Raw genomic sequence first — 14224 nt, forward strand, 5'->3', positions numbered from 1 at the left:
CCGCTCATCGGGCTTGTGCCGCTGCGCTGTGGCGGAACAGCGCCGCCACGCCGGCGAGCATGACCAGTAGCAACCCGGTGAACCAGTTCATCGCCGTGCCGGCGCTGACGGCCTGGGTGGCGACGCCGATGCCGACGGACGGCAGGATCATCCCGAGGTAGCCGATGAGGAACAGCCCGGCCAGGGCCTCGCCGCGCTGGGCGGGCGCGGCCATCGCCGCGACGGCGCCGACGGCGGCCTTGAAGAGCACGCCGGCGCCGATGCCGGCGACCACCCCGCCGACCAGGAACACCGGGAGGCTGGCGGTGTGCATCCCCACCAGCAGGACGGGCACGCCGACGGCCTGGGCGAGCAGCCCGAGGCGCACCTTCGCCGGGGCGGCCAGCCGGCTGGTGAGGGTCTGCGCCACTGCCGCGCCGCCGAACACGGCGAACACGATCGCGCCGGCCAGGGCCCGCGACGGAAGGTGCAGGGCGCCAGCGACGAAACCCGGGGCGACAGAGGTGAACAGGCCGAACACGGCGAAGGAGGCGAACCCGGCGGCTGCCGCGGCCAGGTAGCCGGCCCGGTCCCCGTGGTCGGCGCTGATCCGCTGTGGCCGGTAGGTGGGCTTGACCAGCCGCTCCTCGACGGTCTCCGGGGTCAGGGCGACCGCCACGATGCTCGCCGCCAACAGGACGGCGAACACCAGGTACGGCGTACGCAGCGGCGCGTCGACGTACTGGGCGAGGACGCCCGCTACCAGCGCGCCGACGCCCAGCCCGCCGATGTTGGCGGCGGTGGAGACCATCTCGAAGCGCTGGCCCGACGAGCCGGGCCGGTGCGCGGCGTGCAGCTCTTGGAGGTACGCGGTGGCGGTCGCGGTGATCAGGCCGATGCCCAGCCCGCTCACCAGCCGGGCGACCAGCAGCACCGGCAGGGACGGGTCACCCAGGAACAGGGCGGCGGCCACCAGCTCCAACACCAACGCCGGGATGAGGATCTTCTTGCGGCCGACCCAGTCCGAGACGTGACCGGCGAGCAGCAGGCTGATTACCACGCCCACCGCGTAGACCGCGAACACGATAGTGCCCATGAACGTGGAGAAACCGTCCCGCGCCATGTAGAGCGGGTAGAGCGGGGCAGGCACTGTGCAGAACGCCATCGCGGTCAGAAACGCCAGGGCGATGGCCCAGAAGCCACGGCCGTGTCGGCGGGACGAGCCGTCGCGGCGGTCGGACGTGGTGGGGCCGGGTGTCAGGGTCGACAAGGACATGACCCCACTGTTGCCTCGCCCAAGCATCAGGTCCAACGAAAGTTGATGCTCGCGACGATCGCGATCGGTGATACTTGGTGGTGTGGAGCTCCGCCAACTTGAGTACTTCGTCGCAGTGGCCGAGGAACAGAACTTCACCCGCGCCGCCGCCCGCCTGCACGTCGTCCAGTCCGCCGTCTCCGCCGCGGTCAAGACCCTCGAACGCGAACTGGGCGCGTCACTGCTGGACCGCAACTCCAAGCGCGTACGCCTCACCGACGCCGGTGCCGCGCTGCTGCCGCGCGCCCGGATCGCCCTCGACGCGGCCCGCGACGCCCGCGACGCGGTCGCCGAGGTGCACGGCGGCCTGCGCGGCACCCTGCGCATCGGCACGATGACCTCGATCAGACTCCTGCACCTGCCGGCCCTGCTCGGCGAGTTCCACCGCCGGCACCCCGGAGTGCTGCTGCACACCAGCGTCGCCCCGCACGGCTCCCAGGGGCTCATCGACGCCCTCGCGGAACGCCGGCTCGACCTCGCGTTCGTCTCGCTGCCCGGCACACCTCCTGCGGAGATTCACCTCACCGAGCTGGCCAGCTCGGCACTCGACCTCGTCGTCCCGGACGACCACCCGCTGGCGACCCGCGAGGCGCTCACCCTCGCCGACATCGCCGGGTTGGACTTCATCGACTCCCCGGTCGGCTACGGCAACCGGGCCGTGACCGACAGGGCGTTCGCGGCCGCCGGCCTGTCCCGGCGCGTCACGATCGAGATCCCCGACATCGCCACCGGCGCTGAACACGTGCGCCACGGGCTCGGCATCGCGCTGCTGCCCCGCTTCGCCGTCGCCGACGACCACGGGGTGCGCCTGCTGAGCGTCACCGGCGCCGACCTGAACTGGACGGCCTCGCTCGCCACCCCGGTGGACCGGCCGGTCGGGGCCGCAGCCCGTGCGCTGATCAGCCTGACCGCCGAGTTCCTGCCCTGACGGTCCCGGACGTCCGCTTCGCTCCTATGCCACCTGCGTCCACACGTCCGCTCATTCCACAGAACGGCACGAAATTACCGCTTTAGGGTAAGTGAGGCATACCCACCTAGCTGCTCCGATAGCTTTCGAAGGAGAGGAAAACTCGTATTCCTCCCTTCGGGTGCATAAGGAGTCAGTGATGAAGCGCAGTGTCGCGCTCGCGGCAGCCCTCCTGGCAGGTCTGACCAGCATCGGATCGATCCCCGGGGCCGCCTTCGCCGATGGCGGCGGCCCCGGGTACCACGACGACCGCAAGGGGGGTGATTACCACCACGGCGACGAGGGAGCGGTCTTCGTTCAGACCAACAAGGCCGAGGGCAACACCATCAAGGTGTACGACCGCGACGAGGACGGCCGTCTCACCAAGGCGGGCGAGTACGAGACCGGCGGGCTGGGCGGCTTCACCATCGGCGCGCCGCTCGACGCACTGGCCTCGCAGGGCTCCCTGACCTACCACCGCGGACTGCTGTTCGCTGTCAACGCCGGCAGCAACACCGTGACGGTCTTCCGGGTGGAGGGCACCAAGCTGCACAAGCTCCAGGTCATCTGGTCCGGCGGCCTGCTGCCGGTCAGCGTCGCGGCCCGTGGCGACCTCGTCTACGTCCTCAACGCCGGTGGCGAGGGCTCGGTGCAGGGCTTCGAGCTGCACAAGGGCCGACTGTCGCGGATCGAGGACGCCAACCGGTCGCTCGGGCTGCACAACGGCAACCCGCCGGCGTTCGGGACCGCCCCGGCCCAGGTCAAGATCGACCCGGACAGCGAGTTCGTCCTGGTGTCGACAAAGGCCGCCAACGTCATGTTCAGCTACGAGATCGGTCGCAACGGCAAACTGTCCCGCAACCCCGTCATCAGCGACGCGGGCAACGCCCCGTTCGGCTTCACCTTCGACAGCGAGGACTCGCTGCTGGTCACCGAGTCGGGCGCGAACGCGGTCAGCCGGTTCGAGCTGGAGGACGACGGCGCGCTCGACCAGGTCGGCCCGTCGGTGCCCAACGGCCAGCAGGCGACGTGCTGGATCCAACGCGTCGGCGACTACTTCTTCGTCGCCAACGCCGGCAGCTCCACCATCAGCTCCTACCGGGTCAACGACGACGGCAAGCTCGAACTCGTCAAGAACGTCGCCGCGGACACCAACGGCGGGTCGATCGACATGACCACCAGCGACGGCTTCCTGTATGTGCAGAACGCCACCGCCGGCAACGTGCAGGGCTACAAGGTGCACGAGGACGGGTCGCTGAATCTCGTGACCACAGTGGAGGGTCTGCCGAAGTTCGCCGACGGCATCGGCATGGAGGGCATCGCCGCCTCCTGAGCGCGCCACCCGCTGGTCCCGGTCGTTCGTCGACCGGGACCAGCTCTCGTCGTGTCACGAGGCTGAGGCCGCTCGCGCGGCTTTCCCCCGGTCCGTACCGACCGGCCTGCGTGGGCTCGGTCGACCCCCGCCCGGTCGAGCCCCGGCTACCGGACCCCTGAACGACGAACGGCCACAGAACGTGTGGACGAAGGCCAAAGCGGCAATGGTGGCGGCCCCGGATGAGCGGGGTCACTGCATCCTGCCGGGGCCGCTACTCGAGGCTGGCCAACTCCTCCGGCGACAGGACCAGAGCCCCGGCGGCGAGGTTCTCAACCAGGTGATCGGGGTTGCCGGTACCGGGGATGGCCAGCAGGTGCGGGCCGCGGCTGAGGGTCCAGGCGATCCGTACCTGTGCCGGCGTCGCGCCGTGCGTGCGCGCGATGGCCTCCACTGCCGCGTTGGCGGCCACGCCGCCGGCCTCACGTCGGTCGCCGGCGAGAGCGAAGAACGGCACGAATGCGACGTTCTGCTCACCGCAGGTACGCACGAGCTGATCCTGCGTACGTCGGGTGTCGACACCGTACGTGTTCTGCACGCAGACCACCGGGGCGATCGCCTGCGCCTGCGCGAGGTGGTGCGGACGGATGTTGGACAGGCCGAGATGCCGGATGAGTCCGGCGTCACGGAGCTCGGCCAGCGCGCCGAAGTGCTCCGCCACCGACTCCAGTCCGTCTTGGCGCAGGTTCACGACGTCCAGATGGTCGCGGCCGAGTTGGCGTAGGTTCTCCTCGACCTGTCCACGCAGCTGATCCGGTCGGGCCAGCGGCAGCCACTCTCCCGAGGGGTCGCGGCCCGGTCCGACCTTCGTGGTGATGACCAGATCATCGGCGTACGGCGACAGTGCGCTGTTGATTAACTCGTTGGCCGACCGGAGCGGCGAAAAGTAGAACGCCGCCGTGTCGATGTGGTTCACACCGAGGTCGACCGCTTGGCGTAGCACCCCGATGACCCGCGCGCGGTCGCTCGCCGCGCTGCCGTTACCTGTCAGGCGCATTGCGCCGAATCCGATCCGATTGACGCTCAGGTCGCCGAGCGTCCAGGTACCCGCAGATTCCGCACTGATCATGTTGGTGGGCATTGGGCGAACTTAGCCACCGCCGCTGACCTGCGCAGTCGGGCGTCTGCCCGATACCGATCGGGAAGATCCACTGTTAGGTTATTTATCGTGGGAAGCGCGTTGCCGGCAGTGCAGTGACAGCCCGCAGATCATTCGGGTCCTGACCGCGTTCGCGTTTCGCGCTGGCGACAGACCGCCGCGCGCTAGGACGCCAACCGCTCGCGCGCGGTGCGTGTCGGCCGGGGGAGTTCGGCGCTGCCGTCCGACGTGTTGATCTCCGACCAGACGGCGTCGAGGGAGAGGCCGAGGACGTCGGCGATCGCCGCGATGGTCGGAAAGGCGGGGGTGGCTATCCGGCCGGACTCGATCTTTCGAAGGGTCTCTGGCGAGACGCCCGCGTCCAGCGCGGTGAGGAGCATCGAACGCTCTCCACGGGCGCGACGCAGGAGCGCGCCGAGGCGCTGTCCGCGTTCGAGCTCTTCGGGAGTGAGCGGCAACCTGACCATGACCCGATTCTAGTACCGGGATAATATGGCCGGGATACTTATTGGTCGCCCGAGGAAGGCGCTGCATGATCGAGATCCTGAGCCCCACCGACGTGCTGCGAGCGAAGGACACCGGAGCGCTGGTCGCCGGCATCCTCCAGTCGTTGAAAAGCCGCTGCGTGGTCGGCACCAACCTCCTGGACATCGACCGGTGGGCGCAGGCCATGATCACCGAGGCCGGGGCGCAGTCCTGCTACGTCGACTATGAGCCGTCCTTCGGGCGTGGGCCGTTCGGCCACTACATCTGCACGTCGGTGAATGACGCCGTGCTGCACGGGTTGCCGTACGACTACCCGCTCGCCGACGGCGATCTGCTCTCGCTCGACCTCGCCGTCTCGCACTGTGGAGTCGTCGCGGACTCGGCCATCAGCTTCATCGTGGGCGACACGCGGCCTCCGGAGAGTCTCGCGCTGATCGACGCGACCGAGCGCGCGTTGCAGGCGGGGATCGCCGCCGCCGGCCCCGGCGTTCCCATCGGTGATCTCTCCCACGCGATCGGCTCGGTCCTCAAGGCGGCGGGATTCTCGGTCAACACGGAGTTCGGCGGCCACGGCGTCGGATCGACGATGCACCAGGACCCGCACGTCTCCAACACCGGGCGCCCCGGTCGTGGCTACCGGCTACGCCCGGGGCTGCTGCTGGCGCTGGAGCCGTGGGTGATGGCGGACACCGCCACGCTCGTCACCGACGCCGACGGCTGGACCCTCCGCAGCGCGACGGGCTGCCGGACGGCGCACAGCGAGCACACCATCGCCATCACCGACGACGGCGCGGACGTGCTCACCCTGCCGACGACGCCCTGACCCGTACGAGACGATCGACGCCCTCATCGGTCAGCCGACGACGGGCCCACGATGGACGATTAACCGCCCACCGAAGGGGCACGTCCCTCCGTGGCACCCTGCCGGGTCGCGTTCAGAATGAACCGATCGGTCATATTTTCCGTGATGACGGTCAGGGTCACCCACCAGAGTCACGGAGGCACGATGTCAACGGTTCGAACTGGTCCGGTCATCGGACTGCTCGTGCAGATCGTCCTGCTGGCGGTGCTGGCGGAGACTGTCGGTCTGGGCACGGCGGGCTGGGTGGCGGGGCTGGCGTACGGGGTGGTCCTGTGTGCCCTGCTCAGCCGGGGGATGTCCCGCTCGGGCGCGGGTGCGCTCAGCCCGGCCGACCGGGTGACCCTGAGCCGGGCGATCCTCGTCGGCGGCGTGACGGCCCTGGCCGCGGACTCGTTCGGCCGGTCGGCGCCGGTCACAGTGATGGTCGTCCTCACCAGCGTGGCGTTGGCCCTCGACGCCGTGGACGGGTACACGGCCCGCCGCACCGGGACCACCAGCGAGCTCGGCGCGCGCTTCGACATGGAGATCGACTCCTTCCTGGTCCTGGTGCTCTGCCTGCACGTGGCCCCCACTGTGGGTGGCTGGGTGCTCGTGATCGGCGCGATGCGCTACCTCTTCGGCGCCGCTACCTGGGTGTTGGAGTGGATGCGGGGATCCGCGCCGCCGCGGTACTGGAGCAAGGTCGTCGCCGCGATCCAGGGCGTGGCGTTGACGGTGGCGATGGCCGACGTGCTGCCCACACCGCTGACGACAGTGGTGCTGGTGGTTTCGGTGGCGCTGCTGGTCGAGTCGTTCGGGCGTGACGTCGCCTGGCTCTGGACGACCCGGCGCCTCCGCCGCACCGTCATCCACGGCGCCCCGGGCGCGATGGTCCAGCCGGCCAGCTCGGCCAGCCACAGCGCCCCGAGCGCCGGAGTGGGGCTGGCCGAGCTGACCCCGGGTACTGCCGATGGCCTGCCGTGGTCGGACCGTCCCACTGTCGCCGTGGTCCGACGCGGGATCGCCCGCGTCTGAGCCGCCCGGATGCCGCGCCCAACAAAGATCATGGAAGGATGCCCGGGTTGTCGCTCTTGACGCGTGTACGTCAGCTGCCGAGCCAGGGACGGAGGGCGATGAGGGACGAGGCCCCGGACGGCACCGACGACGGCACCGACGTCGAGGATCGGCCGAAACCTTCCATCGCCGCCCGGCTGACGACAGTGCTGGCCGCGCTGCTCGTGCTGCTCGTCCTCACCGTGCCGTACGACTTCGGCCGGCTCAGCCCGGCGGCGTTCGCGCGGGTCCCCCTGGAGGCGCTGCTGGTCGTGGCCCTCCTGCTCGCCCTGCCGTCTCGTGGCAGCCGACTGGTCGCGACGCTGGCCGGCGTGGCCCTCGGCCTGCTCGGCCTGTTGAAGCTGCTCGACCTGGGGTTCACCGCCTCGCTGAGCCGGGCGTTCGACCCGGTGCTCGACTGGGCGCTCCTCGACGAGGGGTTCGCCTTCCTCAGCGAGTCGTACGGTCGACCCGCCGCCATCGGCGTCGCCATCACCCTGGCGGTGGTGCTCGTGGGCCTGCCCACACTGGTCACGCTGTCGATGCGGCGACTGCGGCGGCTGGTGGTCCGGCACCGCACCGGGACCACCCGGATCGTGGCCGCGCTGGTGGTCGTCTGGGTGGCCTGCGCCGCGTTCAACGTGCGGGTGGTCGAGGGCGTGCCGGTCGCCGACACCTCCGCCACCACCCTGGCCAACGGGCACGGCTTCCAGGTGCGCCTGCGCCTCGACGACCGCGAGACGTTCGGCGCGCTGATCGAGGCCGACAGGTTCGGCGACACCCCCGGTGACCAGCTACTGACAGCGCTGCGCGGCAAGAACGTGGTGATCGCCTTCGTGGAGAGCTACGGCCGCGACGCCGTCGAGGACCCGGAGTTCGCGCCGCAGGTGGGTTCGGTCCTCGACCGCGGCACCAGCGAGCTGAGCGTGGCGGGTTTCGCCGCGCAGAGCGGCTTCCTCACCTCGCCGACCTTCGGTGGCGGCAGTTGGCTCGCGCACGACACGCTGCTCTCCGGCCTCTGGATCGACAACGACCAGCGGCACCGCACCCTGCTGGCCAGTGACCGGATGACCCTCAACGGCGCCTTCCGACGGGCGAACTGGCAGACCGTCGGCGTGATGCCCGCCGTCACCAGGGCGTGGCCGGAGGGTTCCTTCTTCGGCTACGACCGGTTCTACGACGCCAAGGCGCTCGCGTACCGTGGCCCGAAGTTCAGCTTCGGCACCCCGCCCGACCAGTACACACTGGCGAGCTGGCAGCGCCTGGAGCAGACCAAGCGTGACGGCAACGTGATGACCGAGCTGGCTCTGGTGTCGAGTCACGCGCCCTGGACGCCTGTCCCGCCGCTGCTCGACTGGGCCGACGTCGGTGACGGCGCTGTCTACCGTGGGGCCGGCGCGGGCCGGTCGGACGAGAAACGCCGCAATACCGGCCAGATCCGGGCGGACTACCGAAAATCCATCGAGTACACCCTCGGCACGCTCATCTCCTACGTGCGGACCTACGGAGACGACGACCTCGTGTTCATCGTGCTCGGTGACCACCAACCCGCCGCTGTCGTCACCGGCGAGAACGCCAGCCACGACGTGCCGATCTCGATCATCACCCGTGATCGGGCCGTGTTGGACCGGATCTCCGGGTGGGGATGGCAGGACGGGCTGAAGCCCGGGCCGCAGGCGCCGGTCTGGCGGATGGACGCCTTCCGGGACCGGTTCCTGACCGCCTTCGGACCGTAAACCGGCCACCTCTCTCACGGACTGGACCCAGACAGATGACGGCTACCACCGACACCAGGATCGCCGCGCTCCGGACCGACCCGGCCCTGTCCCTGCTGCACCGGTCGCTGGACGTCTACTACGGCGATCCCGAGCGGGACGCGAGGATGGACGCGTTCTACTCCCGATTCGTCGGCGGCGGGGACCTCGTCTTCGACATCGGCTCCCACGTGGGCGACCACATCGCGAGCTTCCGCCGTCTCGGTGCCCGGGTCGTCGCCGTGGAACCGCAGCCGCTGTGTCTGCGCGCCCTACGGGCGATCTACGCCGATGACGACCAGGTGACACTTGTCGACGCGGCGTGTGGCGCGCTCCCCGGGCGTACCCGGTTGCACGTCAACTCCGCCAACCCCACCGTCTCGACCGCCTCACCGGACTTCGTCCGGGCGGCCAAGGGCGCGGGTGGATGGGAGGGCCAGGTGTGGGACACCGACATCGAGGTCCCGGTGGTCACCGTCGACGCGCTGATCGAGACGTACGGCGTGCCGACCTTCACCAAGATCGACGTTGAGGGTTTCGAAGCCGAGGTGCTGGCTGGCCTGAGCCGCCCACTGCCCGCGCTGTCGTTCGAGTTCACCACCATCGCGCGCGCGGTCGCCGACCGGTGTCTCGATCGCCTGACCGCGCTGGGCTTCGACGGCTTCGACGTCGCGGTGGGCGACGACAAGTCGATGACGTTTCGACGGTGGATGTCCGCGAGCGACCTGGCGACGCACCTGCACGACCTGCCGCACACCGCGAACTCCGGCGACGTGTACTGCGTGTCCGGAACCCGGGCGGCAACCACCGAGAGCTGATCGCGGCACTCGTCACCGCCTCGGTCCACGGTGACCGACACTGGGCCCGACGATCAGATGATCGGCCGCTGGCGGTGGGACGAACCAGCGCGGGATGATCGACGTTCGTCTCGACGCCGAGCCGAGCCACGCGATCGCGGGGAAGAGGGTGACGCCGATGACCCCGACACAGCTGCGCGCGTACGTCGCCGTGGTCCGACTGGGCTCGGTCAAACAGGCCGCCGCGGAGCTTCGGGTCTCCGAGTCGGCGGTGTCGCTGCACATCGCCCAACTGCGCAAGGAATTCGGCGACAAGCTCTTCGCCCGGACGGCGGCCGGCCTCGCGTTCACCCCGGGAGGGCTGCGGCTTGCCAGTCGCGCGGCGGAACTGCTGGGCCTGCAGGACCGCACCATGCTGGAGGTCAGCGCCGCGACGCGCGGCCGACGGATGCTGCGGGTCGCGGCGTCGAGCCTGTTCGCCGAGTTCGCCGCGCCGGGACTGCTCGAACTCTTCGCGAAGCGGGCCGCCGACCTCGACGTCGAGCTGAGCGTGCGCAACCCGGGATCGTTCGGGTCGCTGTTGTTGACCCGCGCCGCGGACATCGCGATCGGGCCGCAGCCGTCGGTCGTCGACAGCGCCATCGGCTGCCGGCCGGTGATGAACTACCGGCTCGTGATCGCCGTCGGCGCGGAGCATCCACTGGCCGGCCTGGCGGCGTCGCCGGGGCAGCTGCGGGAGCAGACCTGGCTGCTCGGGCCGTCGGCCGCCACCGAGTGGGGCGCGGTCCCGGCGCTGCTGCGCCGGCTGGCCGTGCCGGACGATCGGCAGCAGATCTTCCAGAGCCACGCGGCCGCGCTGGGGGAGGCCAAACGGGGCAGGGGGGTGGCACCGGCCCTCGCGTTCACCGTCGCACCGGACATCCGTCAGGGCCAGCTCGGGCAGGTGGTGGGGCCGCACGCGACGATGGAGGCGGTGTGGCATGCGCAGGTGCTCGCCACCCCGGGTGCGATGTCGGCCGCCGAGGAGCTGTCGCGCTTCGCGTCGACGCCGAGGGCGATTCAGGCGATGATGCGCGGCGCGGGCGTCAGCGTCGGCCACTTCCGGCCGTCGGTGCACGTGACGCTCTGGAGCTGACGGGCGACGACCAGCAGGTCCTGGAAGGTGCCGGCCGGCAGCATCCGGTCGCAGTAGGGGAGTGCGGCGGCCATCCCGCCGACGCGGGGGGCGAAGCCGGGTGCGCCGGCGCGGGGATTCAACCAGACGATCCGGTACGCGCGGCGGCTCAGCCGGGCCATCACCGCTGCCAGGTCGGCGGGCGGATCGCTGTCCCAACCGTCCGACCCGATCACCACCACCGCCCCACGTACGGCCTCCGCGTGGTGGGAGGTGAGCAGGGCACGCAGGTTCGTGGCGATCCGGGTGCCCCCGTACCGGTCGGTCACGGCGGCGCTGGCCTGCCCGACCGCCTCGGCCGCCGAGGTGTGTCGGAGCACCACTGTGAGCCGGGTCAGCGTCGTGGCGAACGCGAACACCTCCGCGTCGGCGACCACAGCGAACGCCCGCATCAGATGCAGGTACGCGGTCGCCTGCGCCCGCATCGACTCGCTGACGTCACAGAGCAACACGACCCGGCGTGGCCGCCGTACCGGGCGCGCGCGGACGACCTCGACGGGCTCCCAGCCGGTACGCCGGGCTCGGGCGATGGTGGCCCGCAGCGCGATCCGGGCACCGGACGAGCCGACGGTGTGCCGCCGGGTGCGGCGGGTCGGCCAGTCGGCGACGGCCGCGCGCAGGGCGTCGCCGAGCTGCGTGACCTGTGCGGCGTCGAGTTCGTCGAACGGACGGTCGGCGAGCCCGGTGTGGGCGCTGGGGCGACGCTCGGGCAGTCGCAGCTCGGTGTCGTGTTCCGGTGTCTCGGCGACCGTCGGCGGCAGTGTCGCCCACGGCAGCCCGCCGCCCGGCCCCGCGTCGTCGGTGTCGGCCGGCACCCGGACGTACACGTCGTCGGGCCCGTCGGCCGGGGGTGCGGACCGCTGCGGTCGGGACAACGGTGGAGGGTCCGCGAAGATCGCCGCGAAGACCCGGTCGAACGCGGGGACGTCGGTGTGCCGTCGCACCAGGCTGATCCGGGCGGTCCAGTAGAGCGACGACATCGAGTCGGGTGGGCTGGCGGCGAGCGCCCGGACGAAGTCGTCGACGGTGGTCAGCCCGGCCGGGATGCCGGCTCGGCGCAGGCGTCCGGCCAGCGCCACAGCGAACGCGGCCCGGTCGACGCCGCGCAGCACGCCCTTGCTCACCGGCGCGCGACAAGCCAGGCGATCACCGCGCCGACCGCGACCAGACCGACGAGCACCGGTACGAGGCGCTTGGTGACCGACCCGCCGGCGATGCTGAGCAGGTCGAGCGCCTCCGGCTCGGCGGTCGGCGCGACACGTACGGCATCGCCCGACGGCCTGACGCCCGACGGCGGCGAACCTGGCCCTGGCGGAACCGGCGACGACCCGGCGGGTGACGACACGACCGTTGACGGCTCGACGGGTGAGGCTGCCACGGCGGCGGTGCTGGGCGTTGTCGCGACCGCCGTGGCGGACGCGGCCGGAGTTGGCTCGGGCGGCGCGGTGGACGCCGCAGGGGTGGGCTCGGGCGGCGCTGCGGATGCGGCCGCCACAGGTTCGGCGTCGGAATGCGGCGCCGGCGGTTCGGCGGCGAGCTTGGCCTCCAGATTGGCGACGAACTGGGCCAGCAACTTGCCCGACACCTCCTTGATCATGCCGCTGCCGAACTGGGCCAGCCTGCCGGAGATCTTCAGATCGGTGTCCACACTGACCACCGTCCGGTCGCCGTCCGGCCGCAGGTGCGCGGTGACCAGCGCGGACGCCGTACCGGCCGAGCGGGCGTCCCGGCCCTTCGCGTCGATCACCCCGCGGTACGCGGCGTCGTCCTTCTCGACGAACCGGGCGGTGCCCGCGAACTCCGAGACGACCGGTCCGACCTTGACCCGCACCCGGCCCTGGTAGACGTCGCCGTCGACGTCGGTCAGCTGGGCGCCCGGCAGGCACGGCGCGAGCCCTTCCAGGTCGGTGAGCACCGCCCAGGCCCGTTCGATCGGGACGGTGACCGCGAACTCGTTGGTGATCTTCATGGCGGACTCTCCTGGTAGGCGCCGAGCGCGGCGGCGACCACGGCGCGGTCGTCGGGGGTCTTGGCGATGGTGCCGATGGTCTGGACGACACCGTCGGCGGCCAGATCGGTGACGCCCAGCACGGACAGCGCGCCCACCCAGTCGATGGTCTCCGCCATCCCGGGCGCCTTCTCCAACTCCCGGTGGCGTACGCCGCCGATGAACTGCACGGCCGTCTGGATCAGCGGCTCGGTCGCGCCCGGTACGGCCCGGCGGACGATCTCCACGGCGCGGGCCGGTTCGGGGAAGTCGATCCAGTGGTACAGGCAGCGGCGGCGCAGCGCGTCGTGCAACTCCCGGCTGCGGTTGGAGGTGAGCACCACGACCGGTGGCGTGCGGGCGGTGAAGGTGCCGAGTTCGGGGATCGTGATGCCGGCCTCGCCGAGGAACTCGAACAGCAGCGCCTCGAACTCGTCGTCGGCCCGGTCGATCTCGTCGATCAGCAGCACCGGCGGGACCGGCCCACTGTGGCGTACGGCCCGCAGGATCGGCCGTTCCTGGAGGTACTCGGCGCTGAACAGGTCCGCGTCGGTGAGCCGGGTGTGGTGCGCCTCGGCGAGTCGGATCGCCAGCAGTTGCCGCTGGTAGTTCCACTCGTAGAGCGCCTCGCCAGCGGTGAGCCCTTCGTAGCACTGCAACCGGATCAGCGGTGTCTCCAGCGCGCGGGCCAACGCCTTCGCGGCGGCGGTCTTGCCGACCCCCGGCTCGCCCTCCAGCAGCAGGGGTCGTCCGAGGCGCAAGGCCAGGAAGAGGGCCATCGCCATGCCGTCGTCGACGAGGTAGTCGACGGCGTCGAGGCGGTGGCGGACGGCCTCGGCGTCCTTCATGCCCCGCCCGCCAGCAGGCGCTCGTAGTCGGCCCGGGTGTCCACGTCGATCGGCACCGGCCCGTCGACTGTCACCTCGGTCACCGGGTGGCGCCCGGAGTGCAGGAGCTTCCAGACGGCCTTGTCGCCGTGCAGGTCGTACAACTCGGGCAGCACCTCGCGGCCGAAGCGGAAGGGATGACCCAGGCCGTCCGCGTACCGGCAGACGGCCAGCGGGGTGCCCGCCGCGGCGACCCGGCGGACGTCCTCGGCGCGGACGCCGGGCTGGTCGCCGAGGAGCAGCACGAGCGCGTCGGCGCGCGGGTCCACCGCCCGTGCGGCGGTGCGCACCGACGACCCGCAGCCGGTGCTGAACGCCGGGTTCTGCACGACCTGGCACCCGGTCAGGTCCACCCGGTCGCGGATGTCGCCCGCCGCGCCGCCGAGGGTGACGAGCAACTGGTCGAAGCCGCACGAGCGGGCCAGGTCGAGTGTGGCGTCGAGCAGCGTCCGCCCTTGGTACGGGAGCAGTTGCTTGGCCTCACCGAACCGCGCCGACGCTCCCGCGGCGAGCACCACGCCGGTCAGGAACACC

Annotated in this window: 13 protein-coding genes and 1 pseudogene; 7 read left to right on the forward strand and 7 right to left on the reverse strand. The window is 71.1% G+C overall.

What is annotated here, in order from left to right; translation table 11 throughout:
* Nucleotides 1-4: 4 nt before the first annotated feature.
* Nucleotides 5-1255 (reverse strand): MFS transporter, encoded by a 1251-nt coding sequence (locus OG992_RS02410; RefSeq protein ID WP_266302195.1) that lies wholly within the window; start codon nt 1253-1255, stop codon nt 5-7.
* A gap of 82 nt (nt 1256-1337) precedes the next feature.
* Between OG992_RS02410 and OG992_RS02415 the strand changes: the two genes are divergently transcribed.
* Nucleotides 1338-2222, forward strand: coding sequence for a LysR family transcriptional regulator (locus OG992_RS02415; protein WP_266302196.1), 885 nt, complete (start codon nt 1338-1340; stop codon nt 2220-2222).
* Nucleotides 2223-2400: 178 nt separating this feature from the next.
* On the forward strand, nt 2401-3573 hold the full coding sequence (locus OG992_RS02420) for a beta-propeller fold lactonase family protein (protein WP_238682585.1): 1173 nt from the start codon (nt 2401-2403) through the stop codon (nt 3571-3573).
* Between the two features lie 253 nt (nt 3574-3826).
* Here the strand turns inward: OG992_RS02420 and OG992_RS02425 are convergent, their stop codons facing one another.
* The gene (locus tag OG992_RS02425) at nt 3827-4693 is read right to left on the reverse strand and encodes an aldo/keto reductase (protein ID WP_266302197.1); all 867 of its coding nucleotides are present in this window, start codon (nt 4691-4693) and stop codon (nt 3827-3829) included.
* A 182-nt stretch (nt 4694-4875) separates the two neighbouring features.
* Nucleotides 4876-5178, reverse strand: a complete 303-nt coding sequence (locus tag OG992_RS02430) for a helix-turn-helix domain-containing protein (RefSeq protein WP_210785397.1) — start codon at nt 5176-5178, stop codon at nt 4876-4878.
* 65 nt (nt 5179-5243) lie between these two features.
* On the opposite strand from OG992_RS02430, the gene map reads away from it, so the two are divergent.
* The 5 genes and pseudogenes from map (at nt 5244) to OG992_RS02455 (ending at nt 10777) form a co-directional block, all read left to right on the forward strand.
* On the forward strand, nt 5244-6020 hold the full coding sequence (map, locus tag OG992_RS02435; protein ID WP_266302198.1) for a type I methionyl aminopeptidase: 777 nt from the start codon (nt 5244-5246) through the stop codon (nt 6018-6020).
* A gap of 183 nt (nt 6021-6203) precedes the next feature.
* Nucleotides 6204-6878 (forward strand): annotated as a pseudogene (locus OG992_RS02440) (CDP-alcohol phosphatidyltransferase family protein); the annotation flags it as partial.
* Between the two features lie 293 nt (nt 6879-7171).
* A complete protein-coding gene (locus OG992_RS02445; RefSeq protein ID WP_238682579.1) occupies nt 7172-8827 on the forward strand; it encodes a sulfatase-like hydrolase/transferase in 1656 nt (551 codons plus the stop codon).
* A 35-nt stretch (nt 8828-8862) separates the two neighbouring features.
* Nucleotides 8863-9663 (forward strand): FkbM family methyltransferase, encoded by an 801-nt coding sequence (locus OG992_RS02450; protein ID WP_238682578.1) that lies wholly within the window; start codon nt 8863-8865, stop codon nt 9661-9663.
* A 157-nt stretch (nt 9664-9820) separates the two neighbouring features.
* Nucleotides 9821-10777 carry a LysR family transcriptional regulator gene (locus OG992_RS02455; protein WP_238682577.1) on the forward strand — a complete coding sequence of 319 codons (957 nt, stop codon included), beginning with the start codon at nt 9821-9823 and terminating at the stop codon, nt 10775-10777.
* Here the strand turns inward: OG992_RS02455 and OG992_RS02460 are convergent.
* Genes OG992_RS02460 through OG992_RS02475 form a run of 4 tightly spaced genes read right to left on the reverse strand, consistent with a single transcriptional unit; the run spans nt 10702 to nt 14223 of the window.
* On the reverse strand, nt 10702-11940 hold the full coding sequence (locus OG992_RS02460) for a VWA domain-containing protein (protein ID WP_266302200.1): 1239 nt from the start codon (nt 11938-11940) through the stop codon (nt 10702-10704). The genes OG992_RS02455 and OG992_RS02460 overlap by 76 nt on opposite strands.
* Nucleotides 11937-12785: an SRPBCC family protein gene (locus tag OG992_RS02465; RefSeq protein WP_266302201.1), complete on the reverse strand. Its 849-nt coding sequence runs from the start codon at nt 12783-12785 to the stop codon at nt 11937-11939. Before OG992_RS02465 ends, OG992_RS02460 begins: the two co-directional genes overlap by 4 nt.
* On the reverse strand, nt 12782-13651 hold the full coding sequence (locus tag OG992_RS02470) for a MoxR family ATPase (RefSeq protein WP_266302202.1): 870 nt from the start codon (nt 13649-13651) through the stop codon (nt 12782-12784). Before OG992_RS02470 ends, OG992_RS02465 begins: the two co-directional genes overlap by 4 nt.
* A complete protein-coding gene (locus OG992_RS02475; protein ID WP_266302203.1) occupies nt 13648-14223 on the reverse strand; it encodes an NTP transferase domain-containing protein in 576 nt (191 codons plus the stop codon). The genes OG992_RS02470 and OG992_RS02475 overlap by 4 nt, the downstream gene beginning before the upstream one ends.
* Nucleotide 14224 lies beyond the last annotated feature (1 nt).

It is taken from the genome of Micromonospora sp. NBC_00362, assembly GCF_026342155.1.
Classification (GTDB): Bacteria; Actinomycetota; Actinomycetes; order Mycobacteriales; family Micromonosporaceae; genus Micromonospora; species Micromonospora hortensis.

Excerpts from the sequence above, each read along its gene's own strand:
- OG992_RS02445 (WP_238682579.1), top strand. The coding sequence starts at position 7,172 with ATGAGGGACGAGGCCCCGGACGGCACCGACGACGGCACCGACGTCGAG.
- OG992_RS02455 (WP_238682577.1), top strand. The coding sequence starts at position 9,821 with ATGACCCCGACACAGCTGCGCGCGTACGTCGCCGTGGTCCGACTGGGC.
- OG992_RS02425 (WP_266302197.1), bottom strand. The coding sequence starts at position 4,693 with ATGCCCACCAACATGATCAGTGCGGAATCTGCGGGTACCTGGACGCTC.
- OG992_RS02410 (WP_266302195.1), bottom strand. The coding sequence starts at position 1,255 with ATGTCCTTGTCGACCCTGACACCCGGCCCCACCACGTCCGACCGCCGC.
- OG992_RS02470 (WP_266302202.1), bottom strand. The coding sequence starts at position 13,651 with ATGAAGGACGCCGAGGCCGTCCGCCACCGCCTCGACGCCGTCGACTAC.
- map (WP_266302198.1), top strand. The coding sequence starts at position 5,244 with ATGATCGAGATCCTGAGCCCCACCGACGTGCTGCGAGCGAAGGACACC.
- OG992_RS02430 (WP_210785397.1), bottom strand. The coding sequence starts at position 5,178 with ATGGTCAGGTTGCCGCTCACTCCCGAAGAGCTCGAACGCGGACAGCGC.
- OG992_RS02420 (WP_238682585.1), top strand. The coding sequence starts at position 2,401 with ATGAAGCGCAGTGTCGCGCTCGCGGCAGCCCTCCTGGCAGGTCTGACC.
- OG992_RS02450 (WP_238682578.1), top strand. The coding sequence starts at position 8,863 with ATGACGGCTACCACCGACACCAGGATCGCCGCGCTCCGGACCGACCCG.
- OG992_RS02465 (WP_266302201.1), bottom strand. The coding sequence starts at position 12,785 with ATGAAGATCACCAACGAGTTCGCGGTCACCGTCCCGATCGAACGGGCC.